The organism is Nocardioides panacisoli (assembly GCF_039537325.1).
Classification (GTDB): domain Bacteria; phylum Actinomycetota; class Actinomycetes; order Propionibacteriales; family Nocardioidaceae; genus Nocardioides; species Nocardioides panacisoli.
In genome coordinates, this window is sequence record NZ_BAABAH010000004.1 from 1 (window position 1) to 22,910 (window position 22,910).

A 22,910-nucleotide genomic window follows, 5' to 3' on the forward strand; every position below is an offset into this window, starting at 1 on the left:
GATCCTGCCGCAGTTCGACCGCCATCCGGGTGGCCCGCTCACGCAGCTCGTCGGGGTACTTCCTGGGTGCTGCCATGACTCTCATCCTCCATGGATTGAGAGCCTCCATCAGACCCGGGGCGATTCAACCGTGACTGTTCGTAAGTAGCATCGCAACCGCCCCGACGGCTGCCACGAACGGCAACATTTGGGCAGCAGGCTGAGGCTCACTGCGGCATAGCCAGCTCAAGTTCACCGTCACCCGGATGGCTGCCGGAGCTACCGGGAGCGCCGGACTGAGTGACATCTCGGTCCTAGGCCCCCCGCCGGCGCCGTAAACGAGTGCGGGTAGTCGACACCTAGGGGGGAGTGACCCTCATTGAGCGCTTAGGCCGGCCTCTTAGCCAAATCGTGCTTACGTTGACTGCAATTGTCGGAGTTTGGTTGGCAGTCCGCGCTTGGAAGCTGGAGACGGCGAAGTCCAAACAAAGACGCCAGGCTCTTGCCAGGCGTCTTTGGGTTCAAACTTCGAACCTTAGTTCTTCGGAGCGACCGGACTAGCGACCGGTACATCCTGACCTCGAGACTAACTATTCGACCGTATGTTCTATTGGTGGAGCTGAGGGGATTCGAACCCCTGACCTTCTCATTGCGAACGAGACGCGCTACCAACTGCGCCACAGCCCCGGGTGTTGAGTTGTGACCGCTCCTGGGGAGCGATGCGAGGGATGACGTTAGCACCCGGCGCGGTGCCGTTCCGAATCGGGATCCCGCTGGGAAGGGTCAGGCGCCGGACGCGCGCCGAGCGGCCGCGGAGCCGTCCGCGGGGCGCTCGGCGACCGCCTCCGCCTCGCGCGCGAGCTGGGAGTCGGCGGCGTTGCGGCCCGAGCTCCACACGCCGGTGGAGTCGAGGTCGATGGTGCGGACGGTGCGGCCCGCGGGCGCCTTGGCGACGTACGTCGGCAGCGTCATCGGCACCGGGTCCCAGCCGCCGGGCGTCGGCTCCTCGGGCACCTCCGCGACCGCGGCGACCTCCGAGGTCTCGTCCGACAGCTCCTCGGCGGCGGAGTCCTCCTCGGCGATGGCCTCGTCGGCGAGAGTGCGGCGACGCTTGCGCACGACGGCCGCAGGCGCCTCGGCACGCTCCTTCTTGACCATCAGCCGGCAGGCGACCAGCCAGCCGACGAGCAGCGCCGCCGGCAGGACCGCCCAGGCCCACGCGAGAACGGACGCACTGGCGAGGGCCACGACGACCAGGTTGAGCACGAGGATCGAGCCGAGCACCCGGCGTCGGCGCGCTGCCGCGCGCGCAGCCTTCGCGCGGCGGAGACGGGCCTGGAGCGGGGTCGGCGGCGCGGGCGCAGCGGCCGGCGTGGGCTCGGCCGTCGCCACCGCCGGCTCGTCGGCGGGCTCTGCCACGGGCGCGGGCTCCGGCTCCTCGGTGGCCTTCGGCTTCCGGCTCGGTACGACGAGCTCCGCCTTCGCCGCGGACACGGCCTCCCGCCGCGCGAGCACCCGCATCCGGTCGGAGAAGCTGTCGACGGAGCGGCTGAGTGCGTCCTCCTCGTGGTGGCGCAGCGCCTTGGGGATCAGGTAGACGGCCCAGGCCACCGCCAGGGCGACGAAGATCAGTGCGCTCAGGTCCACAGACGAGAGGCTAGGTGCGTTAGCGCAGGACCCCTTGCATGTCCAGCCGTGTGTCGCAGATTGAGTTGTGTGACTGGTGTGGTTTGGGCTCGGGGCCGGGACGAATCACCACGGTATGTGGGCGAGTGGTCGCTCCCCCATGCGAGCTCCGCACGGGAAGTGGCGACTCACCTGCATACCGTGATGATTCGGCCGCACCTCACTCCGCCGCCGACACGTCCCCGCCCGACTCGATCAGCCGGGCGAGCACGCCGCGGGGTGCCTCCTCCTTGGTGATGGCGAAGATCCGGTGGTCGCGCCACTCGCCGTCGATGTGCAGGAACCGCGGCGCGTAGCCGACCTCGCGCACCCCGAGCTTCTCCACGACCCGCAACGAGTTGGTGTTCTCGGGCCGGATGCAGATCTCGACCCGGTGCAGCCCGGCGGTGAGGAAGCAGTGGTCGATGACCATCGCGACCGCGCGCGGCACGACGCCGCGGCCGGCGTACGCCTGGTCGATCCAGTAGCCGATCGACGCGAACTGCGCGGACCCGCGCACGATGTTGTTGACGCTGACCTGGCCGGCGAACCGGCCGTCGACCTCGATGACGAAGGGGTACGTCGTCCCCTGCCGGGCCGCCCGGCTCAGCCGCTTGACCAGGGCCCGGAACGTCGTCGGGCGTCCTTCACCGCCGGGCGGGACGGTGGCGTCCCACGGCGAGAGCCAGTGCAGGTTCTTCTGACGGGCCGAACGCCAGGCGCCCGCGTCGCTGCGGCGGATCGGCCGCAGCGTCACCACCGGGTCGTCGCCGGACATCAGCACGTTCGGCCAGGCGCGCCCGGGGATCGAGGTGAACATCCGGTTCGCCGGCGCGCGGTGCGTGTCGCCGCTCAATGGTCACTCCCGCGGATCTGCTCGACCGCGTGCACGAGCACCGGGCGCAGCACCTCGAGGGCGTCCTTCACTCCCCCGCGCGAGCCGGGAAGGTTGACGACGAGGCAGTCACCGGCGACGCCGGCCAGGCCGCGGGACAGCGCCGCCGTCGGCACGCCCTTCGCGACGCCGGCCGCACGGATCGCCTCGGCCAGCCCGGGCACCTCGCGGTCCAGCAGCGGGCGGGTCACCTCGGGTGTTCGGTCGGTCGGGGTCAGCCCCGTGCCGCCGGTCGTGAGCACCACGACCGCACCCTCCTCCACCGCCGCGGCGATCGCCTCGGCGACCGGCTCGCCGTCCGGGCGGACCACCGGCTCGCCCACCTCGAAGCCGAGCTCCCGCAGCGCGTCGACGATGAGCGGCCCGGTCGTGTCCTCGTAGACGCCCGCCGCCGCCCGGTTGCTCGCCACGACCACCGCGCCGACCCGGGTCATCGGGCCCAGTCCCCGGACCTACCGCCGGTCTTGGTCTCGACCCGGACGTCACTGATGACGGCGGCCTTGTCGACCGCCTTGATCATGTCGACGACGGTCAGGGCGGCGACCGAGACAGCGGTCAGCGCCTCCATCTCGACCCCGGTGCGGTCGGTGGTCCTGACGGTGGCGGTGATCTCGACGGCGTCGTCGGCGACGGTCAGGTCGACCTGCACGCCGGAGATCGCGAGCGGGTGGCACAGCGGGACCAGGTCGGGGGTGCGCTTGGCGCCCATGATCCCGGCGACCCGGGCGACGGCGAGCGCGTCGCCCTTCGGCACGCCCTCGCCGCGGAGCAGCTCCACCACGCGGGACGACACGAGGACCCGGCCGCTCGCGGTCGCCGTACGCGCCGTCACGTCCTTGCCCGACACGTCCACCATCCGCGCCGCGCCGGACTCGTCGACGTGGGTCAGCCGGTCCTCGCTCATCGTCCCTCCGGGTCCAGGGGGATCACCTCGACCGACGTCCCCACGGGCAACAGCCTGTCGCCCGGAGGCACGATGAGCAACGCATCGGCGTGCACGAGGGCGGTCTGCCGGTGCCCGCCGGCCTCCGGGTCGGGCGCCGCGGCGCCGGTCGAGGCGTCGTACCTCCCCGGCAGCAGCACCGTCCGCGCGTGCGCCCGCACCTCGCTCGTCAGCCGGCCGTGCAGCGCGGGCAGCCGGCGCCGGCCGGCGAGCTCGCGGATCGCGGGGCGGACGAAGACGACGAAGGTGAGGTACGCCGCCACGGGCGTGCCCGGCAGTGCGAAGACCGGGACCCGCCGGCCGTCCGGCGAGGTGAGCACGCCGAAACCCTGCGGGCGCCCGGGACGTACGGCGACCTTGCCGAACCACATCCCGTCCTCGCCGGCGAGCGTCTCCTTGACCACGTCGTGGTCGCCGGCGGAGATGCCGCCGGTCGTGACGACGGCGTCGGCCGAGACGAGGGCCTGGTCGAGCAGCTCGCGGAACGCGGCGGGGTCGTCGCCGACCGGCCCGAGCGTCGTCACGTCGGCGCCGGCGATCCGCGCGGCGGCTCCGATGACGACGGCGTTGCTGTCCAGGACCGAGTCCGGACGCAGCGAGCCGGGGTCGGAACCCGACGCGACCAGCTCCGTCCCGGTCGAGATCAGCGCGACCCGGGGCCGCGGGTGACACGCCACGTGCGGTCGCCCGACCGCGGCCAGCAGGCCGAGGTGCCGCGCTCCGAGGAAGGTCCGCTCGCGCAGCACCAGCGTCCCGGCCGCGGCGTCGCCGCCACGTCGGCGGACGTGCCGGCCCGCGGCCACCGGCGCCCCGAACCCGACGGTCGCCGGTCCCGCGCCGAGCACCTCCTCGAACGGCACCACCGCGTCGGCACCCGGAGGCACCGCCGCGCCGGTCATGATCCGCACGGCCGTCCCCGGCGCGACCTCCGCGCCCGGGCCGCCACCGGCGGCGACGACACCCGTGACCGGCAGGCGCACCGGCTGCTCCGCACTCGCCGAGACCAGGTCGGCGGCGCGGACGGCGTACCCGTCCATCGCCGAGTGGTCGAACCGCGGCAGGTCGAGCGCGGCGGTCACGTCCTCGCCGAGGACCAGCCCGGCCGCGTCGTCGATCCGCGTCGGCACGGGCGCCAGGCGGTCGATGGCGCCCAGGATCCGAGCGACGTGCTCCTCGAGCGCCGCCGGAGCGTCAGGCACCCGACCCGGATGCGGCCTCGGAGCCCGAGATGACCTCGTCGGCCGGGATCCGCTCGGCGCCCTTGCTCTGCAGGTGCACCTCGCCGACCAGCTGCACGTTGTGGCCGAAGGTCCAGTCGCCGTCGATCGTCACGGACGTAGCCTTCGCCAGCGACGGCGCGCCCTCCGGGAACCGCTTGTCGAACTCGCCGACCAGCTTGTAGTAGTCGCCGTCGAGGTCGATGTAGGGCACGTCCGCGGCAACCTGGTCGAGGACGAAGTCCTTGCGGATCTCGTAGACGTCCGAGCGCAGCACCAGCAGGTCGTTCGTGGTCTTCACCGGCACGAACCGGTCACGGCCGACCTCGATCAACTGGGAGTCGTCGAAGACCTCGATCGCCGCGCCCATCGCGCACTCGATCTGCACGACCTCGGGCGTGGACGCGTCGCTCGGGTCGAGGTGCTTGACGTTGCGGATCAGCGGCAACCCGAGGATGCCGTCGCGCTGGTCGAGGGTGTCGCGCATCGCGACCAGGTCGAACCAGAGGTTGTTGGTGGAGGTGTACTTGTGCCGCTCCAGGTCGGCCAGCGCCTCCCTGTCGGCGTCCGGCGTCTGCGCGGTCTCGCGCAGCACCAGCCGGCCGTCGGCCTTGCGGCGGGCGAAGTGGCCGCCCTTGCGGTCGGAGGGAGTACGGCGAACCGCCTCGATCGCGAACGGTGCGCCGCTCTGCGCGAACCAGCCCGCCACCCGGGCCTCGGGCACCGCGCCGAGGTTGTCGGAGTTGGACACGAAGGCGTAGCGGAAGCCCTTCTCGATCAGCAGGTCGAGCGTGCCGGACCCGCGCAGCGCCGGGTAGAGGTCGCCGTGGCCGGGCGGGCACCACTCGAGCTCGGGGTCCTTCGGGTAGCTCGCCGGCGTGAGCCCGTCCTTGAGGAGCTTGGGCTCCTTGTTCTGGAGGAACTCCAGCGGGAGCCCGTCGACCGCGAGGTCCTCGTAGCGCGCCAGCGCCTCCCGGGTGTCCTCGGACGTGCGGAAGCTGTTCATGAACAGCAGCGGCAGCGTGGCGTCGTACTCGCGGCGGAGGTGCAGCACCTGCCGGGCGATGATGTCGAGGAACGAGAGCCCGCGGCGCACGCACAGCAGCGACTTCGCGCGGTCCATGCCCATCGACGTCCCGAGGCCGCCGTTGAGCTTGATCACGACGGTCTTCCGGATGGCGTCCGTGGCGGTTGCCTCGTCCACCTCGGCGTCCGCCAGCCGGCCGATCTCGACGGGGTCGATCGACGACTCCGGGATCAGTCCCGTCTCGCCGTGCTCGAGCAGCCGGTAGTAGTGCGCGAAGTTGTCGATCGCGACCGGATCGACGCCCGCCGCCTGCATCTTGGCGCGCGCCAGCTCCATGCCATTGCCTCGCGGGGACCCACCCATACCTCGATCGTAGGCTGGTCCGGTGGCGACCTCGCAATTTCCCGGCGATCGGTCCACAGGGACGGCCAAGCTCGCCCTCCGCGACCAGCTCCTCACCGCCCGTCGCCGGCGCCCCCTCACCGAGGTCGGCGAGGCCGCCCGCGCGATCGCCGGCCACCTCCTGGCCACCCCGGAGGTACGCCGAGCCGCCACCGTCGCGGCGTACGTCTCCGTCGGCACCGAGCCCGGCACCTCCGAGCTTCTCGACCTCCTCGTCGACGCCGGCAAGCGCGTCGTGCTCCCCCAGCTGCTCCCGGACAACGACCTGGACTGGGCGGTCTACCACGGCCCCACCTCCCTGGCCCCGGCCCGCCGCGGCCTCCTCGAGCCCGTCGGCCCCAGCCTCGGCGTCGACTCGATCGCCCTGCCCGACGTCGTCCTGGTCCCCGGCCTCGCCGTGTCCCCCACCGGCATGCGCCTCGGCCGCGGCGGCGGCTCCTACGACCGCGCCCTGGCGAGGGTCCCCGTCGGCACCTTCACCTGCGTCCTGTTGTATGACGACGAGGTCGGCGTCGACCTGCCGTTCGAGGCCCACGACCGACCCGTGCTTGCAGCGTGCAGCCCGGCAGGCATCAGGCTCTTCCCCCACCCCGGCTGACGCGTCCGGGGTCGCCGGTCCCGGGCCCCGCCCGGCGATTCCTCGAAGACGCGCCGGCCGGAGCCCCAGCGGCGGCCGGCCACAGAGCCGAGCGCGGCGAGAGGCTAAGCCGGGTGGGGTTCGGGACCGGCGACGCCGGACCCGCCGGCCACCAGAAAGTCCCTAGTCGGACGGCTTGAGCGTCAGCGTGTCGTCGGCGGCATCGTCGACCGCGTCCTTGGAGAACGCCCACGGAAGGGTCTCGTTCCTCGCCCACAGGTCGGTCTGGTCCGTGTAGTGCGGGTTGAACGCGTGCCCGGAGACACCGGTCAGCGAGATCCACCGGGCAGCGTCGAGGTCGTCCATCGGCACGATCATCCGCATCGACGGCGCGCTGGTGACGCCGTAGCCGTCCCGCGCGTCCCAGCTGGTCGCGTCGACCAGGGAGCCGCCGGAACCCACGTCCCACGGTCCGCGGTTGAAGAGCCACTCGATCGGCCGGATGCCCGACTCCCCCAGCGTCGAGCTCCTCAGGTCGAGCCGGTGCAGCTGTCCCCACGACCACTCCTCCGGGTCCGGCGACTGCTTGGCGGTCAGGTCGTCCCGGGCGGCGCGCAGCGCGGCGGTGAGGATGTCGTCGCGGTGCTCGACCTCGTCGGTCTCGACGTCGTCCCACCACGGGTCGTCGGGCCGCTTCAGCAGGTCGGTGACCACGGCGAACCACCGGTCCCCGCCGTCCGGCTCGACCGACTTCGGCAGCTCGTCGGCGAAGGTGCGGTGCAGCAGCTCGCTCCACACGACGTTGTAGTAGGCCGCCGCAGGGCTGTCGGCCGGCTCGTGGAAGTCCCAGTGCTCCAGCAGCCGCTGCCCGGCGCCGTAGTAGCCGGAGCCGGGGTGCACGTCGAGGAGGTACGGCGTCAGCACCGCCGCCATCGCGTTGTCGTCGTCGCCCTGGATCCGGCTCATGTCGCCCACGGTCAGGCTGTCGTCGTCGGCCAGCAGCTGGGCGATCCGGGCCGACCGGTAGCCGTAGTCGTTGTCGTCGGACAGGAAGTACGGGTAGCCGCCGGCCGGGTCGACGACCGGCTGGTTCGCGGTGACGATCATCCCGTCGTCGGGGTTGCGGACGCTCGGGAGCGCGTCGAACGGCACGTAGCTGCCGGTCCAGTCGTCCTCCGGCTTCCAGCCCGCCGTCGGCACGAGCCCGTCGTTGCCCGACCGCCGGATCGGCACGCGGCCGGTCGCCTGGTAGCCGATGTTGCCGTCGCGGTCGGCGTACACGACGTTCTGGCCGGGTACGTCGAACTTCGACAGCGCGGCCCGGAAGGACGTCCAGTCCGTCGCCGCGTCGAGGGCGAAGAGCGCGTCCGCGGTGGGCCGCGGCGTCAGCGCCGTCCACTCCAGCGCCACCTCGTGGTCCCACTTCCCGTCGTCCCCGACCGAGCTGCCCGCGTCGGCGACCTGGTCCCCGAGATCGACCTCGGCGCCGCCGGCCTGGTCGGCGATGTCGGACAGGAGCGGCCCGTGCGCGGTCGACCGGACGGTCAGGTGCACGTCGTCGCCGTCGCGGACCTCGATCGTCTCCGTCCGTTCGCGGAGCTTCCGCATCCTGCCGTCGTACTGCCACTTGTCGCCGCGGACCCGCTCCACGTAGAGGTCGGTGACGTCCGGCGCCTCGTTGGTGAAGCCCCACGCGATGTCCTGGTTGTGGCCGATCACCACGCCGGGCACGCCGGAGAAGCTGAAGCCCGCCACGTCGAACGGGCAGTCCGCAGTGACCTCCTTGCAGTGCAGCCCGACCTGCATCCACACGCCGGGCAGGGACACCCCGAGGTGCGGGTCGTTGGCGAGGATCGGTGCACCGCTCTCGGTGCGGTCCCCGGACACCACCCAGCTGTTGCTGCCGATGCCGTCGCCCTGGCCGAGCAGCGGAGGTACGGCGTCGATCGCGCCGCCGGCCGAGCGCAGCGCGGCGGTGATCTCCGGCGCGGGCCGCTCCGGCAGCCGGGACTTGCCCGGCGTCGCGTCCTGGTCGAAGACATCGTCCACGACGGCGCCCTGCTTCACGATCGGCGGGTGCGCGGCGAAGTCGTGGGCCGGGTAGAGCTGGCCGGCGCGCTCCTTGCCGACGGCGGCCGCCGACAGCGCCCGGCCGATCTCCTCGTCCAGGTTCCCGCGCAGGTCCCACGCCATCGCCTTGAGCCAGGCCAGCGAGTCGACGGCGGTCCACTTCTCGGGGTGGTAGTCGAGCCCGGAGAGGTCGAGGATCGAGTACTCCAGGGAGATCTGGGAGAGCGACCGGCCGTCCAGGTAGGCGTTCACGCCGTCGGCGTAGGCGTCGAGCAGCGCACGGGTGCTGGGCTGGAGCATGGTCAGCTCGCGCTCGGCGACCCGGCGCCAGCCGAGGGTGCGGGTGACCAGGTCGGTCGGCAGCGCGTCCTCGCCGAACAGCTCCGCGAGCCGGCCGGCGGTGGCGTGGCGGCGTACGTCCATCTCGAAGAAGCGCTCCTGGGCGTGGACGTAGCCCTCGGCGAGCATCAGGTCGTGCGTCGTGCTCGCGTAGATCTGCGGGATCCCGTGGTCGTCGCGGACCACCTCGACGTCGCTGTCCAGACCGGGCACGTCGAGCGCGCCGGAGGTCTGCGGCCACGAGCGGCGGACGACGACGGCCCCGGCGATCAGCACCACGACGAGGACGAGGGCGAGCGCCGCGGCGGCGTACACGGAGAATCGGAGGAGGGCCGGCGATCGTCGGAAGGCACGCCACCAGCGCACCGGCGCGACGATCCGCCGGGGCTGCGGCGGACCCTCGCCTGCATCGACCATGGTGGGCGCCATTGTCATCCATCGCGTATCATTGGCAGTCGAAAGCCGAGAGTGCTAACCACCGGAGACGGAAAGCCATGCCCACTTATCAGTACGCCTGCACCGAGTGCGGCCACGCCTTCGAGCAGTTCCAGAGCTTCTCCGACGACGCCCTGACCGTCTGCCCCGAGTGCGACGGCCGGCTCCGCAAGGTCTTCAACGCGGTGGGTGTCGTGTTCAAGGGGTCGGGGTTCTACCGCACCGACAGCCGAGGCAAGGAGTCGGCGAGTACGTCGCCCGCCGCCTCGTCGTCGACGTCGTCCGACAGCGGTTCGTCGTCCAGCTCGACCGGCTCGTCGTCGAGCTCGTCCGGGTCGTCGTCCAGCTCGTCCAGCTCGACCGGCTCGGCCGCGGCTGCGCCGGCCGCCGGCTGACACACCCGCTTCCTGGAGCGGCCTGTGGATGAGGGCCTCGGAGCCGCCACGCGCTGACTAGCGTCTCGCGGCATGAGTTCTCGGGACCCCGACAGTCCTCGACGGCGCGTCCGCGACCTGCTCGGCTCGGCGCGGCGAGCCGTGCTGCGGCGCCGGCGCCTGCTGGCTGCCCTCTGTGCCGCCGGAGCCGTCCTCGCCGCGGTGCGCGTCGCGGCACCACCGGCGCCTGCCACCGTGGACTTGGTCGTCGCCGCACGCGACCTGCCTGCGGGGACCGTGCTCAGCGCCGAGGACCTGCGGACGACGCGGGTGGCGGCGGGCGCGGTGCCGGCCGACGTCGTGGCTGCGCCGGCAGGAGCGACGCTGGCGGCTCCGTTGCGCGAGGGCGAGGCCGTGACCGACGTGCGGCTGGTCGGGCCCGGGTTGGCGGCGCCGGACCCGGGACGGGTGGCGGTCCCGGTGCGGTTCTCGGACGCGGGCCAGGCCGCGCTCCTCGGACCCGGCGACCGGGTCGACGTGCTGGCGACCGATCCCGAGCAGCGGACGACCAGCACGGTCGCCTCCGACGCGGTCGTGCTGGCGACACCGGGGACCCAGGACGACACCGGCGCGCTGACCGGGCGAGTCGTGGTCCTCGGGGTGACACCGGCGGAAGTGGAGCAGGTCACCTCGTCGGCGGTGACGGCGTTCGTGACTTATGCGTGGCGCAACCAGTAGGTTCGTCGGCCGTAAGGACCCCCTGACCCACCCCCATCTCGGCACTGAGGAGCACGCATGTCCGGGTTCAAGAACTTCGTCCTGAAGGGCAACCTGGTCGAGCTGGCCGTGGCCTTCATCATGGGCGGCGCCTTCGCGTCGGTCGTGACGGCCACGGTCACGCTGATCATGGAGATCATCGGCAAGATCGGCGGTCAGCCCGACTTCACCAAATGGCGTCCGGGCGACCTCGGCGTCGGCGCCTGGCTCACCGCGCTCGTGGCCTTCCTCATCCTGGCCGCGGTCGTCTACTTCGTGATCGTGATGCCCTACACCAGGGCCCGCGACCGGTTCTTCCCGCGCGAGCCCGAGGAAGGCGGTCCCTCCGAGCTCGACATCCTCGTCCAGATCCGCGACGCGCTCACGGCTCAGCAGCGCTGAGCTCGACACCCGCACAACGGTGTCGCCTCACCCGTGGTGGGGCGGCACCTGTGCCTTCAGCCAGCGGTCGCCCGCGGTCTCCCGCTCGGCGGACGGCTCGTCCTGCTCGTCACGGGTGACCTCCGGGAGCACGTCGCCGAACACCTCGGCGAGGCGGCGCTTGCGCTGCCACTCGGTCTCCCGCTTCTCCTCGGCCATCGGGTGCCTCAGGTGCAGAGGCCCGCGGCCTCGCGGGCGTCGGTGGACAGGCCACCGTCAGAGCCGCCCTTCTTGCCGCCGTCGGTGGTCCCGGCCGAGGGCGAGGTCGAGCCGCTGGACGGAGCCGTCGAGCCGTCGGGGTTGTCGGCCGCGCTGATCGACTGGTCGGAGAACTCCGGGGTCAGGGGCTCGTCGTTGATGACCAGGTTCCAGAGCTTCTTGACCTCCGGCGTCCACTCGACGCGGCCGGGCTGGCTCTGCGAGTAGACCCAGGGCGTGGTGACGAACTTGATCTGGCCGAGCCCGATGCCGCGGAAGTTCTTGGCGACGTCGGCGATCTGGGCGATGTTCTTGAAGTCGGTCTGCAGCGAGCCGGTGAGCGCGTTCATGAAGCCCACGATCCGGTCCGGGCGCGCGAGCATGCCCGCGGAGATCGCCTTGTTGATCATCGAGGCCATGAAGGCCTGCTGGCGCCGGATCCGGTTGGGGTCGGTGCCGTCGCCCACGGTGTAGCGCACCCGGACATAGCTGAGCGCCTCGTCGCCCTTGATCTCGCGGGTGCCGGGCTGCAGCGTGATCTGGTGCTCGGGGTCGTAGATCTCCTGCGGGATGCAGACCTCGACACCGTCGAGCGCGTCGACCATGTCCTTGAAGCCGGCGAAGTCGATGACGACGTAGTTGTCCACCCGGATCCCGGTGTTCTGCTCGAATTGCTCGAGCGTGCAGGCGGGACCGCCGACCGAGTAGGCGTCGTTCCAGATGATGTCCTTGGCGGGCGGGATCTTGGTCCCGTCTTCCTTGTAGCAGGCCGGCCGGTCGACCAGGGTGTCGCGCGGGATCGAGATGCCGTAGGCGAACTTCCGGTCCGCGGACAGGTGGATCAGGATCGTGGTGTCCGACCGCGCCCCGATGTGGGTCATGCCGTCGATGTTGCAACCGTCGCACTGCCGGGTGTCGGAGCCCATCACCAGGATGTTGATGGGGCCGGACTCCTTCTTCTCCGGCCGGTCGTGCAGCTGCTTCTCGAGGCCGACGACGTTGAGGTTGCCGTTCCAGTGGTTGTAGACCATCACCACGGAGACGCCCGTCGCGAGGGCGAGCGCGAGCAGCGTGGCGCCGATCGTGCGGGCCACGGTGCGGCCCGGCGTCGGGGCGCGGCGCTTCCCCGCGGCCTCGGCCTCCGCCTCCGAGCGGGAGCGCCCTGCCTTACGCGCGCTGCGCCGACGCCCGGGGTCGCTCGAGGGGTCACCCGTGACGGCGTCGTCCTGCTCGTCCTCGGTCATCGATCCCCCGGTGCGCTTTCGCCGTACGGCGTCGCATCCACGGTACCGAGCAGGCGCAAGAAGTGCCCATTCACGGTGGAAGGCAAACGGGTGCTCTCAGCCCGCCAGGAACGGCGGCCGGACGATCCGGTTGTTCTCGTCGAGCGCCGTCAGCGGGTGCGGCGCTCCGCCCGGGAGGCGCCCCGAGACCGGGGTGAGGACCGCCCGGTCGCCGTCGATGTCGACCGCCAGCAGGTGCGCGTGCGCCGCCCACAGGTCGACGCCGCGCTCGCCGAGGCGCGCCGGAGGCTCCTCGCGGACCTTCCCGCCGGATCCGGAGACCACGTAGGTGCGGCCTTCGACCCGACCGAGCTGGAAGTTGTGCTCGTGGCCGGCGAGCACCAGCCGGACCTCGGCCCGGTCGAAGAGCGGGACCAGGGTCTGGATCATCCCGGGATCGTCCTCGTGGGAGGGGCCGGCGCAGTAGGTCGGGTGGTGGGACACGGGGATCCGCCACCTGACGTCCGGCCGCTCGAACGCCTGCCGCAACCACCCGAGCTGCCGCTCGGCCTGGAAGTGGCGGTGCACGTCCTCCTCGGGGTCCGTGGAGGTGTCGATCGCGACGAGCTCGAGGTCGCGACCGAAGCGGACCCGGTAGAAGAGGCCGGGGTCCACCCGATCCCGGCCCGGCCCTTCGAACCGCTCTGCCAGGTGGAAGTTGTCCTCCATCTGGGCGCGGTCGTCGCTGCCCTCGGTGTCGCTGGTGTCGTGGTTGCCGATCACCGGGAAGACCGGCACCTGGGCAAGGACGTAGCGGTAGGGCTGGAAGAAGCTGGAGTACCAGTCGTCGTCCTCGCCTCCGCTCTCGTCGTCCACCGCGCCCGCCTCGCCCTGGTAGATGTTGTCTCCGAGCGAGACGACGAACCGGACGTCGCCCTCGGCGACCAGGGTGTCGAGCAGGTCCGCGATCCGGCGCTGCCGGCGGCTGGCCTCTGAGTCCGAGCGGATGCCCACCCCGTAGTCGCCGAGCGCGACGAACCGGACGGGCGGCGTGGGCGCCGCCGGATCCGGGAAGGTGCGCAGTCGCAGGTCGTAGGACCGTCCGCCCGGCGCGAGGTCCCAACCGCCCCGAGGATCCTCGACGCAGTCGTGGCGCTCACCCGCCGCCCACTCCCGTCCGTCGACGAGCACGCGGTAGCGGTAGTCGGCGTCCGGGGCCAGGCCTCGGACCCAGACCCAGGTCCGGTCCGTGGTGCTCGCGCTCGCGACGACCTCGCCGTCCCGATCGAGGACCTCGACGGTCGCGTCGCCGTAGGGCTCGGCGTCGTGGCCGATGCAGGTACGGCGCCCGCACACCTCCGGCAGCTCGGAGTCGTCGAGGATCTCCCAGCGCGCCTCGTCGTGGTCGCGGCGGAAGTGGAACGCCCCCCACGCGACGAGCGCAGCGTCGTGGGTCACGTCGACCAGGTGGATGAACGGCTCGACGAGCAGCTCGGGCTTCGACATAGGACCTCCCCGTGCGGGGGTACCCACCGTCAGCCGCCCGGAGACCGGTGCCCCCGGTAGGAGTCGAACCTACGACCTTTCGCTTAGGAGGCGGCTGCTCTATCCACTGAGCTACGGGGGCGCGACGCGCGGACGAACCGCGCGGCGGTGCAGAAGTCTAGTGAGGTGGTCGCCGGAGGACCCAGCCGCACGGGTGGACGCGCTCGACGCGGGTACGGGACAAGCGTGAGCACCGAGGCGAGCGACCACTTCGTGCGCGTCCGCGGCGCGAGCGAGAACAACCTCCGGGACGTCGACGTGGACATCCCACGGGATGCCATGGTCGCGTTCACCGGCGTGTCCGGCTCGGGGAAGTCGTCACTGGCCTTCGGGACGCTCTACGCCGAGGCGCAGCGCCGCTACTTCGAGTCGGTGGCGCCGTACGCGCGCCGCCTGCTGCAGCAGGTCGGCGCACCTCACGTCCAGGAGGTCACCGGGCTGCCGCCGGCGGTGGCCCTGCAGCAGCGTCGCGGAGCAGCCACCTCCCGGTCGTCGGTCGGCACCATCACCACGCTGTCCAACCTGCTGCGGATGCTCTACTCCCGAGCGGGTGACTACCCCGAGGGAGTCGACGCCCTCCCGGCCGAGGCCTTCTCCCCCAACACGGCGGCGGGTGCGTGTCCGCGCTGCCACGGTCTCGGCGTCGTCCACGACGTCACCGAGGAGCTGCTCGTCCCGGACCCCTCACTGAGCATCCGCGAGGGGGCGATCGCCGCCTGGCCCGGGGCCTGGCAGGGCGCCAACCTGCGCAGCATCGTGTCCGGGCTCGGCATCGACATCGACAGGCCGTGGAGGCGGCTGCGGAAGAGGGACCGCGACTGGCTCCTCTTCACCGACGAGCAGCCGTCGGTCCTGGTCGAGCCCGAGCGCGACCGCGTCGACTACGGCTACTACGGGAAGTTCTGGAGCGCGCGCAAGCACGTGATGCACGTGCTGGCCGACTCCAAGAGCGAGCGGATGCGCGAGCGGGCCCTCCGCTTCGTCGAGGACGCTCCCTGCCCGGAATGCGGGGGCAGCGGACTGCGGCCCGAGGCGCTGGCGGTGACGTTCGCCGGCCGCTCGATCGCCGAGATCAACGCGCTGCCGCTCGTCGAGGTCGTCACGGTCCTTCGTCCCGTCGCCGAGCTGCCCGAGGAGGCCAACGAGGTGGCGGTGCGGATCTGCGCGGACCTGACCGCCCGGCTGGAGGTGCTCCTCGACCTGGGCCTGGGCTACCTCAGCCTCGGGCGGAGCTCGACGACCCTGTCGCCGGGTGAGGCGCAGCGCCTCCGGATCGCCACCCAGCTGCGCTCCGGGCTGTTCGGGGTCGTCTACGTGCTGGACGAGCCCTCCGCCGGCCTGCACCCGGCCGACGCGGAGCCGCTGCTCGACGTGCTGGACCGTCTCAAGGCCTCGGGCAACTCGCTGTTCGTCGTCGAGCACGACCTCGACGTCGTCCGGCGCGCCGACTGGGTGGTCGACATCGGGCCGGGGGCGGGCGAGGCCGGCGGAGAGGTGCTCTACAGCGGCCCGGTCGCCGGGCTGGAGGACGTCGTCGAGTCGGCCACGAGCGCCTACATGTTCGGCCGCGCCGAGCGGCTGGAGCACGACGTGCGCGAGCCGGAGGGCTGGGTCAAGCTGACAGGGGTGACCCGCAACAACCTGCGGGACGTGTCCGTCGCCATCCCGCTCGGCGTGCTCACCGCCGTCACCGGGGTCTCGGGGTCCGGCAAGTCGACGCTGGTCAGCCAGGTGCTCGCGGAGGAGACGACCGCCGTCGAGGCGTTCGACCGGCTGGTGCTCGTGGACCAGCGTCCGATCGGCCGGACGCCGCGGTCGAACCTCGCGACCTACACCGGGATGTTCGACGCGGTGCGCAAGCTCTACGCCGCCACGGAAGAGGCGCAGGAACGCGGCTACGGCGTCGGGCGGTTCTCCTTCAACGTCCCCGAGGGCCGCTGCGAGACCTGCCAGGGCGAGGGCTTCGTCGCGGTCGAGCTGCTCTTCCTGCCCGGTACCTATGCGCCGTGCCCGACCTGCCACGGCGCGCGGTACAACGCCGAGACGCTCGGGGTCACCTACCGCGACAAGAACATCGCGGAGGTGCTCGGCCTGTCCGTCGACGAGGCCGCGACCTTCCTCGCCGACGTGCCGGCCGCCGCGCGGAGCCTGGGGACACTACGGGAGGTCGGTCTCGGCTACCTGCGCCTCGGCCAGCCGGCGACCGAGCTCAGCGGCGGGGAGGCGCAACGGATCAAGCTCGCCACCGAGCTCCAGCGAGCGCACCGCGGGCACGCGCTCTACCTCCTCGACGAGCCGACGTCCGGGCTGCACCCCGCCGACACCGCGCTGCTGCTGCGCCAGCTGCACCGCCTCGTCGACGCCGGGAACACGGTGGTGCTGGTCGAGCACGACCTCGACGCGATCGCCACGGCCGACTGGGTCATCGATCTCGGCCCGGGCGGCGGGGACGCGGGCGGCCGGGTCGTCGCGACCGGCACACCGGCCGAGGTCGCGACGGCACCCGGCAGCGCGACCGCGCCCTACCTCGCGCGTCGGCTCAGCGGGTCTCGAACGTGATGCCCACAGCCTGGAGGCGGGCGAGGAGGGCGTCGCCCATCGCCTGCGCCGTGGTCACCTGGCCGGCGGTCTTCGGGTTGTCGTCGACCGCGAGGCAGATCGCGCTCTCGGCGAGCATCTTCGCGGTCTCGGTGTAGCCGGGGTCGCCGCCGGAGACGCGGGTCCGCACCGTCGTGCCGCCGCTCTCGGCGACGAAGTCGACGGTGAACCACGACTTCTCGCGCCGGCCGACGCTCGGGCCGCTCCCCTGGGGCACCCGCTTCTTGAGCTGCTCGCGGATCGGGGGGACCTGCGCCGCCAGGGCGAGCGCGCCGGCGCCGACGCTGCCGCCGACGGCGTACCGCAGGGTCTTGACGCCGGCGTAGTGGGTGTAGGCGAACTCCGGGCCGTACTCCGGGAGGGCGGCGCCGCTGCGGGCGACGACGAACGGGTCGATCGTGGGCAGCGGGAGCAGCCAGTAGCCGAGGTCGCCGTCACGGGACGGCTTCCCGGCGACCGCGCGCGACGTGCGGCCCTCCGGGCGCGGCTCCATCCGGCGTCGCGCCACCATCGCCTCGCGCATCTGCTTCGCGCGGGAGAACGCGCCGAGCGCGGAGTGGAAGGTGCCGCCGGAGAACGTCGCGTTGCTGCGGACGATGCCGCGCATCTTGACCGGCGCGGTGATCTCGCCGCCGAGCTTCTTCGCCAGCTGCTGGATCGTGTAGTAGGCGCCGAGGTCGTGCGGGATCGAGTCGAAGCCGCAGGCGTGCACGATCCGGGCGCCGCTGCGCTCGGCGACGGCGTTCTGCTCGAGGTAGGTGCGGTCGACGAACTCCGGCTCACCGGTCAGGTCGCAGTAGTCGGTGCCGGCCTCCGCGCACGCCGCGACCAGCGGGGCGCCGTACTGCAGGTAGGGGCCGACGGTCGTCGCCACGACCTTGGTCCGGCCGACCACGTCCGCGAGCGCCGCGGCGTCGGAGACGTCCGCGACGAGCGTGGGTACGTCGACGCCCAGCCTGTCCCGCACAGCGGCCAGCTTCGTCTCGCTCCGCCCCGCGATCGCCCACCTCAGGTCCGCGGGCGCGTGCTCGGCGAGGTACTCGGCGGTCAGCCCGCCGGTGAACCCGGTCGCGCCGAAGAGGACAACGTCGTACGTGCGATCGCCTGCGGCCATGCCCGAATCGTCCCATCCTCCTCGGAGGAGATGGAACCTCCCCGGGTCGTAGTCCCGTCGTAGGGGAAACAGGGCGGCAAGAAACGGCAGGACTGGTGGACGAAGAGAGCGAGTCGGCGTACGCCGCGTACGTCGAGCAGGCGTGGGCGCCGCTGGTGCGCGCCGCCGTGTTCCTCGGCGCCATGCCGCACGAGGCGGAGGACCTGGCGCAGACCACGCTGGTGCGCTGCTACACCGGCTGGGAGAGGGTCCGCACCGCCGCGAACCGGGACGCCTACGTCTACCGGATGCTGCTCAACTGCCTGCGCGACTCCCGCCGCACCCGGTGGTGGAAGAGCCGCGCCGACGCCGATCCCGAGGAGGCGGCCGCGGCGGGGAAGGACGTCGTCGACGCCGCCGAGGCGGTGGCGATGGCCGATGCCGTGCACCGCGCCCTCGAGTGCCTGTCCAAGCCCAACCGCGACGTGGTGGTGCTGCGCTACTTCGTCCAGCTCAGCGAGCAGCAGACCGCGGAGGCGCTCGGGGTGCCGGCCGGCACGGTGAAGAGCCGGCTGTCCCGGTCGCTGGCCCAGCTCGCCGCCAACGACCACCTCCTCAGCATCTCCGGAGAGCTCTCATGACCGACCTCGAAGACCTCTGGAACGACCTGCCCGTGGGCAAGGTCCCCACCGACAAGATCCTGCGGGACGCCCACCGTGCCGCGATGGCTGCCGAGGCCGTGGCGTCCGAGGCCGAGCGCAAGGAGCGCAGCGAGCAGCGCCGCCGGCTGCTGTTCAAGCCGCTGCTCACCGCCGGCGTCGCGACCGCGGTGGTCGGCGCGTTCGTCGCCGGCGCCCTGGTGCGCGGCGGCGACGACGGGACCGGCGGTGGGGGCACCGGCGGCAGCGACCTCCCGTCGCCCGCCGCGTTCCAGGCCGACCTGAAGCCGGCGAAGAGCTGCGACGACCTGCTGCAGCAGTACGTCGACCGCGCGCTCACGCGGGTCGGTGCGCACGGGTGGAAGCACCGGCGGCACTATCCGATCCCCTACCCGGCCGCCCCCTACGTGGACCGGCGCGACCTCGCCGTCCCGGAGAACCTGCGTGGCCCCCAGGAGCTGACCAAGGGCCTCTCCGGGACCTACAACGCGCGGCTGGGCGGGCTCGACGACGCGCCCCAGGACACCGGCGCCCTGCCCCGAACGACCCGCTCGACCGACAGCGCGACCGGGACCAACGTCCAGGAGGAGGGCGTCGACGAGCCGGACAACGTCAAGACCGACGGCACGACGCTGGTCCGGATCAGGGACGACGAGCTCGTCGTCTACGACGTCTCCGGCAAGCAGACCGAGCGGCTCGGCTCGCTCACCCTCGACGGGATCGACGACGCCGAGCTGCTGCTGTCCGGTGACACCGTGGTCGCGATCGGCACCGATGCGGGCGCCGCGCGACGCGACCCGTCCCCGGACAGCCGGCTGATGACGGTGTCGATCGCCGACCCGCAGCGGCCGAAGGTCACCCACGACGTCGTCTACCACGGCGACGTCGAGTCGGCCCGTCAGCACGGCGACGCGATCCGGCTGGTGATCAGCTCCGGGCTGCCGGAGCTCGACTTCGTCGAGCCGGGCACCGACTACTCCACCGCGGAGGCGCGGGAGAAGAACCGGCAGGTCGTCGAGGACTCGACGATCGACGACTGGATCCCGACGATGAAGCCCGCCGACGGCGACACCGAGCAGCTGGTCGACTGCACCGACGTCGCGATGCCGTCCGACGACCTCGCGCTCGACCGGGTCAGCATCGTCGGCTTCGATGCGGCCGACCCGACGACGATCGACGGCATCGGCCTCGGCGGGGCGACCAATCTCGCCTACGAGTCGGCCGACCACCTCTACCTCGCGGCCTCGCCGTCGCTCTACACGCCTTGCTACTACTGCTACCGCGACTGCCTCGGCTGCCTGTCGGCCGTCCCGTACCCGCCGACCCCGGACGCGGACGGGACGACGTACCTCTTCCAGTTCGACCTGGACGGCACCTCCGCGACCCATGTCGCGTCCGGCGAGGTGGACGGCCGGATCCCGGACCGCTGGGCGATGGACGAGTCCGGCGGCGTGCTGCGGGTCGCCGTCGCGCCCACCAGCGAGACCGGCGACTTCACCTCGATCGTGACGATGCGCGCCGACGGCCAGGACCTGGTCGAGATCGGCCGGGTGGACGGCCTCGGGCAGGGCGACGAGATGAAGTCCGTGCGCTGGTTCGACGGGCTCGCGATCATGAGCACCTACCGGCAGGTGGACCCGCTCTACGCGGTCGACCTGACGAACGTCCGGCACCCGAAGGTGCTGGGCCGGCTGCGGGTCGCCGGGTTCTCCGACTACCTGCACCCCCTCGGCGCCGACCGGCTGGTCGGCATCGGCCAGGGCCGCGGCCCGGAGGGCAACTGGGGAGCGCAGGCCGGTCTGTTCGACGTGAGCGACCTGGCCCACGTCCGGCGGCTCGACGTCCAGGTCTTCGGCGCGGGGAGCACCGCCCTCGCCGGCACCGATCCGCGCTCGTTCACCTGGCTGCCGTCCGACCGCACGGTGCTGACGGTCGTGTCCAAGTGGCACGGCGCCCGCGAGGGCTGGCTGTCGATCATGCGGCTGCACGGCGGCACGTTCCACAACAGCTGGATGCGGGTGGAGTACGGCGACGACGTCGACCAGGTGCGGACCGTCCCGCTGCCCGACGGCCGGGTGCTGCTGGTGACCGGCGACGACGTGCGGTTCCTGCACCTGCCGGAGGCGTGAGCCCCGCCCCGGACGGCCTCGACGCGGCTGTGGTCGGGGTTCACGCGGCGCACAGGCCGGGTGCGAATCATCACGGTATGCAGGCGACTGGGCGCTTCCCGTGTGGGATCTCGCGCGGGAAGCGGCGATTCGCCTGCATACCGTGATGATTCGGCGGCGACGGGACCCCACCGGCGAGCCGCAACCTACCCCGGCACTCCCTCCGTCGCCGCTACGTGAACCGCGACAAGCGACGCGCAGCCGCCGACCGCTCGACGTACGCTCGGAGCATGTGCCGCAACATCCGCACGCTCCACAACTTCGAGCCGCCCGCCACCCACGACGAGGTGCACGCCGCCGCGCTGCAGTACGTCCGCAAGGTCAGCGGCACCACGAAGCCGTCGCAGGCCAACCAGGCGGCGTTCGACCGGGCGGTCGCCGAGGTCGCGCACGCCACCCGGCACCTGCTCGAGGACCTGGTCACCGCCGCGCCACCGAAGGACCGCGAGGTCGAGGCGGCGAAGGCGCGGGAGCGGGCGCGGCTGCGCTACGGATGATCCGCGGATGACCTGATGTCGCGGGTGGCGGAGGCCTTCGCGGCGGTGCCGCGGGACGGCTTCCTGCCGCCGGAGCAGCGCCGCTTCGTGCGGCGCGACGGTGCGCTGCCGATCGGGTACGGCGCCACCAACAGCCAGCCCTCGACGGTGCGCGCCATGCTCGAGCTGCTCGACGCCCGCCCGGGCGACCGGGTGCTCGACGTCGGCGCCGGCTCCGGGTGGACGACGGCCCTGCTCGCCTGGCTGGTCGGCCCCGAGGGCCGGGTCGTGGGCGTCGAGCGGATCCCGCAGGTCCTCGACTTCGGCCGGGCCAACCTCACGGCCGCGGGCCCGGCCGGTCCGGTCGAGCTGCACCTCGCGCGGCCCGGTGCGCTCGGGTGGCCGGAGGCGGCGCCGTACGACCGGGTCCTGGTCTCGGCGGACGCGTCAGCCGTCCCGGCGCCCCTCGTCGACCAGCTCGCCCCGGACGGGGTGATGGTCATCCCGGTCCGGGGCGAGATGCTGCGGATCGTCCGTCGGGCGGACGACCCGCAGCCGGAGGTCGAGCGGCACGGGCGCTACTCGTTCGTGCCCCTCGTCGAGGAGTGATCAGCCGACGGGGGCCTGGACCACGTCGCTGTTGACGGTGACGCCCTCGGCGAGCTCGACCAGCTGCTCGTCGGTCAGCCCCACGTTCCGCCACACCTCGATCTCGACGGTGAACTTGCCGTCGTCGTAGTACAGAGAGCGGGACAGGGAGTCCGGGGCGGACTCGATCACGCCGGCCTTGCCGCCGACGTCGACCGCTGTGCCCTTGGGCTCACCGGTGGCGTCCGCGGACTGCAGGGAGATGACGACCTTGTGGGCGAAGGACAGGTAGCTGCTCGTGTCGTCTGGCTTCGCGAGGGTCAGCACGAACTGGTCCGAGCCTTGCACCACGTAGCCCTCGGGGACCTTCGCGAGGTTGAAGCCCTCGGGCTGCGCACCGGTGTAGTCGACCAGCGCGATCCGCTGGCCCTTCGACGGCGCGCCGTCCGGCGTCACGGCCACCGAGCCGTCGCCGCCGTGCTGGACGGCGACAACCCCTCCGAGCCCGGCGCCGAGCGCCAGCGTGAGGCCGACGCCCGCGAGCGCTCCGGTCGTACGGCGTCGCCGGGCGAGCGCCGCGTGGCCGCGGGCGAGGTCGGCGGTGACGGTCGCGTCGCCCGGCGAGCCTGAGTCGTGGGCGAGGCGGGCGAGGCGGTCGAGGACGTCGGTCATGACGGGTCTCCTGGGGTCGGGACGGGGTGGGCGTGCTGCGGTTCGAGGTGCGCGCGGAGCTTGTCGAGCCCGCGCGCGGTCTGGCTCTTCACGGTTCCGGTGCTGCAGCCGAGCAGGCCGGCGGTCTCCTCCACGGACAGGTCGTGCACGTGCCGAAGCACCACCGCCGCGCGCATCCGCGGCGGGAGCTCGGCGAGCGCCGCGACCAGGGTCGGGTCGAGCGCTGCGGGACCGGCCGGTGCGACGGTGTCCGGTACGTCGTCGGTGGCCTGCTCCCGGCGTACGGCCGGCTTGCGCCGGTGGTCGACGAAGCAGTTGACGAGCACCCTGCGGGCGTACGCCGCCGGCTCCCCCGAGACCCGGTGCCAGCTGACGTAGACCTTCACCAGTGCCGTCTGGACGAGATCCTCGGCGAGGTCGGCGTCGCCCGCGGTCAGCAGCCGGGCCGTCGTCACCATCCTTCCCCTGTTGGCGTGCACGAAGTCGGCGAAGGCGGGATCGGTGTCCCGGCGCTTGCGGAGGCTCACACCCCGTTGACGCTCCGGGTGCCGCTGGGGGTTGCACGTACCC

22 protein-coding genes and 2 tRNA genes are annotated in these 22,910 nt (G+C 72.3%); 9 read left to right on the forward strand and 15 right to left on the reverse strand.

Features of this window, described 5'->3' with window-relative positions:
- Positions 1 to 590 precede the first annotated feature (590 nt).
- The 7 genes from ABD709_RS07435 to ABD709_RS07465 all read right to left on the reverse strand — a co-directional run bounded on the left by ABD709_RS07435 (position 591) and on the right by ABD709_RS07465 (position 6,062).
- Positions 591 to 666, reverse strand: a tRNA-Ala gene (locus tag ABD709_RS07435).
- A 96-nt stretch (positions 667 to 762) separates the two neighbouring features.
- Entirely contained in the window at positions 763 to 1,626 is an 864-nt protein-coding gene (gene sepX / locus ABD709_RS07440) for a divisome protein SepX/GlpR (protein ID WP_344773888.1), read from the reverse strand.
- Positions 1,627 to 1,825: 199 nt separating this feature from the next.
- Entirely contained in the window at positions 1,826 to 2,464 is a 639-nt protein-coding gene (locus ABD709_RS07445; protein ID WP_425575079.1) for a GNAT family N-acetyltransferase, read from the reverse strand.
- A gap of 32 nt (positions 2,465 to 2,496) precedes the next feature.
- Positions 2,497 to 2,973 (reverse strand): MogA/MoaB family molybdenum cofactor biosynthesis protein, encoded by a 477-nt coding sequence (locus ABD709_RS07450; protein ID WP_344773890.1) that lies wholly within the window; start codon positions 2,971 to 2,973, stop codon positions 2,497 to 2,499.
- The gene (gene moaC, locus ABD709_RS07455; RefSeq protein ID WP_344773892.1) at positions 2,970 to 3,443 is read right to left on the reverse strand and encodes a cyclic pyranopterin monophosphate synthase MoaC; all 474 of its coding nucleotides are present in this window, start codon (positions 3,441 to 3,443) and stop codon (positions 2,970 to 2,972) included. The genes ABD709_RS07450 and moaC overlap by 4 nt, the downstream gene beginning before the upstream one ends.
- Positions 3,440 to 4,681: a molybdopterin molybdotransferase MoeA gene (locus ABD709_RS07460; protein WP_344773894.1), complete on the reverse strand. Its 1,242-nt coding sequence runs from the start codon at positions 4,679 to 4,681 to the stop codon at positions 3,440 to 3,442. Before ABD709_RS07460 ends, moaC begins: the two co-directional genes overlap by 4 nt.
- Complete coding sequence (locus ABD709_RS07465) at positions 4,674 to 6,062, reverse strand: UTP--glucose-1-phosphate uridylyltransferase (RefSeq protein ID WP_344773896.1); 1,389 nt, start codon at positions 6,060 to 6,062, stop codon at positions 4,674 to 4,676. The genes ABD709_RS07460 and ABD709_RS07465 overlap by 8 nt, the downstream gene beginning before the upstream one ends.
- 49 nt (positions 6,063 to 6,111) lie before the next feature.
- Between ABD709_RS07465 and ABD709_RS07470 the strand changes: the two genes are divergently transcribed.
- On the forward strand, positions 6,112 to 6,726 hold the full coding sequence (locus tag ABD709_RS07470) for a 5-formyltetrahydrofolate cyclo-ligase (protein ID WP_344773898.1): 615 nt from the start codon (positions 6,112 to 6,114) through the stop codon (positions 6,724 to 6,726).
- A 162-nt stretch (positions 6,727 to 6,888) separates the two neighbouring features.
- Here ABD709_RS07470 and ABD709_RS07475 read toward each other — a convergent pair whose 3' ends face one another.
- Complete coding sequence (locus ABD709_RS07475; RefSeq protein WP_344773900.1) at positions 6,889 to 9,531, reverse strand: penicillin acylase family protein; 2,643 nt, start codon at positions 9,529 to 9,531, stop codon at positions 6,889 to 6,891.
- Positions 9,532 to 9,608: 77 nt separating this feature from the next.
- On the opposite strand from ABD709_RS07475, the gene ABD709_RS07480 reads away from it, so the two are divergent.
- The 3 genes from ABD709_RS07480 to ABD709_RS07490 all read left to right on the forward strand — a co-directional run bounded on the left by ABD709_RS07480 (position 9,609) and on the right by ABD709_RS07490 (position 11,081).
- Entirely contained in the window at positions 9,609 to 9,944 is a 336-nt protein-coding gene (locus ABD709_RS07480; protein ID WP_344773902.1) for an FmdB family zinc ribbon protein, read from the forward strand.
- A 72-nt stretch (positions 9,945 to 10,016) separates the two neighbouring features.
- Positions 10,017 to 10,661 carry a Flp pilus assembly protein CpaB gene (gene cpaB, locus ABD709_RS07485; protein ID WP_344773904.1) on the forward strand — a complete coding sequence of 215 codons (645 nt, stop codon included), beginning with the start codon at positions 10,017 to 10,019 and terminating at the stop codon, positions 10,659 to 10,661.
- A 57-nt stretch (positions 10,662 to 10,718) separates the two neighbouring features.
- Positions 10,719 to 11,081, forward strand: a complete 363-nt coding sequence (locus ABD709_RS07490; protein ID WP_344773906.1) for an MscL family protein — start codon at positions 10,719 to 10,721, stop codon at positions 11,079 to 11,081.
- Positions 11,082 to 11,108: 27 nt separating this feature from the next.
- Here the strand turns inward: ABD709_RS07490 and ABD709_RS07495 are convergent, their stop codons facing one another.
- The 4 genes from ABD709_RS07495 to ABD709_RS07510 form a co-directional block, all read right to left on the reverse strand.
- A complete protein-coding gene (locus ABD709_RS07495) occupies positions 11,109 to 11,279 on the reverse strand; it encodes a hypothetical protein (protein ID WP_344773908.1) in 171 nt (56 codons plus the stop codon).
- A gap of 8 nt (positions 11,280 to 11,287) precedes the next feature.
- Positions 11,288 to 12,562 carry an LCP family protein gene (locus ABD709_RS07500; protein ID WP_344773909.1) on the reverse strand — a complete coding sequence of 425 codons (1,275 nt, stop codon included), beginning with the start codon at positions 12,560 to 12,562 and terminating at the stop codon, positions 11,288 to 11,290.
- Positions 12,563 to 12,658: 96 nt separating this feature from the next.
- Positions 12,659 to 14,047, reverse strand: coding sequence for a metallophosphoesterase (locus tag ABD709_RS07505; protein ID WP_344773911.1), 1,389 nt, complete (start codon positions 14,045 to 14,047; stop codon positions 12,659 to 12,661).
- 48 nt (positions 14,048 to 14,095) lie between these two features.
- Positions 14,096 to 14,168, reverse strand: a tRNA-Arg gene (locus tag ABD709_RS07510).
- A 104-nt stretch (positions 14,169 to 14,272) separates the two neighbouring features.
- On the opposite strand from ABD709_RS07510, the gene uvrA reads away from it, so the two are divergent.
- Entirely contained in the window at positions 14,273 to 16,645 is a 2,373-nt protein-coding gene (gene uvrA, locus ABD709_RS07515; RefSeq protein ID WP_344773913.1) for an excinuclease ABC subunit UvrA, read from the forward strand.
- Here uvrA and ABD709_RS07520 read toward each other — a convergent pair.
- Positions 16,626 to 17,798 (reverse strand): saccharopine dehydrogenase family protein, encoded by a 1,173-nt coding sequence (locus ABD709_RS07520; RefSeq protein ID WP_344773915.1) that lies wholly within the window; start codon positions 17,796 to 17,798, stop codon positions 16,626 to 16,628. The genes uvrA and ABD709_RS07520 overlap by 20 nt on opposite strands.
- A 95-nt stretch (positions 17,799 to 17,893) precedes the next feature.
- Here ABD709_RS07520 and ABD709_RS07525 point away from each other — a divergent pair, with 95 nt between their 5' ends.
- The 4 genes from ABD709_RS07525 to ABD709_RS07540 all read left to right on the forward strand — a co-directional run bounded on the left by ABD709_RS07525 (position 17,894) and on the right by ABD709_RS07540 (position 21,689).
- On the forward strand, positions 17,894 to 18,418 hold the full coding sequence (locus ABD709_RS07525; protein WP_344773917.1) for a sigma-70 family RNA polymerase sigma factor: 525 nt from the start codon (positions 17,894 to 17,896) through the stop codon (positions 18,416 to 18,418).
- Positions 18,415 to 20,565 (forward strand): beta-propeller domain-containing protein, encoded by a 2,151-nt coding sequence (locus ABD709_RS07530; protein WP_344773919.1) that lies wholly within the window; start codon positions 18,415 to 18,417, stop codon positions 20,563 to 20,565. The genes ABD709_RS07525 and ABD709_RS07530 overlap by 4 nt, the downstream gene beginning before the upstream one ends.
- A 269-nt stretch (positions 20,566 to 20,834) precedes the next feature.
- Positions 20,835 to 21,101 carry a DUF2277 domain-containing protein gene (locus tag ABD709_RS07535; protein WP_344773921.1) on the forward strand — a complete coding sequence of 89 codons (267 nt, stop codon included), beginning with the start codon at positions 20,835 to 20,837 and terminating at the stop codon, positions 21,099 to 21,101.
- 15 nt (positions 21,102 to 21,116) lie between these two features.
- Positions 21,117 to 21,689 carry a protein-L-isoaspartate O-methyltransferase family protein gene (locus ABD709_RS07540; RefSeq protein WP_344773923.1) on the forward strand — a complete coding sequence of 191 codons (573 nt, stop codon included), beginning with the start codon at positions 21,117 to 21,119 and terminating at the stop codon, positions 21,687 to 21,689.
- Here the strand turns inward: ABD709_RS07540 and ABD709_RS07545 are convergent, their stop codons facing one another.
- Together ABD709_RS07545 and ABD709_RS07550 are read right to left on the reverse strand one after the other, a co-directional pair.
- Positions 21,690 to 22,340 carry a hypothetical protein gene (locus ABD709_RS07545; protein WP_344773925.1) on the reverse strand — a complete coding sequence of 217 codons (651 nt, stop codon included), beginning with the start codon at positions 22,338 to 22,340 and terminating at the stop codon, positions 21,690 to 21,692.
- Positions 22,337 to 22,867 (reverse strand): SigE family RNA polymerase sigma factor, encoded by a 531-nt coding sequence (locus ABD709_RS07550; RefSeq protein WP_344773927.1) that lies wholly within the window; start codon positions 22,865 to 22,867, stop codon positions 22,337 to 22,339. Before ABD709_RS07550 ends, ABD709_RS07545 begins: the two co-directional genes overlap by 4 nt.
- Positions 22,868 to 22,910: the final 43 nt, after the last annotated feature.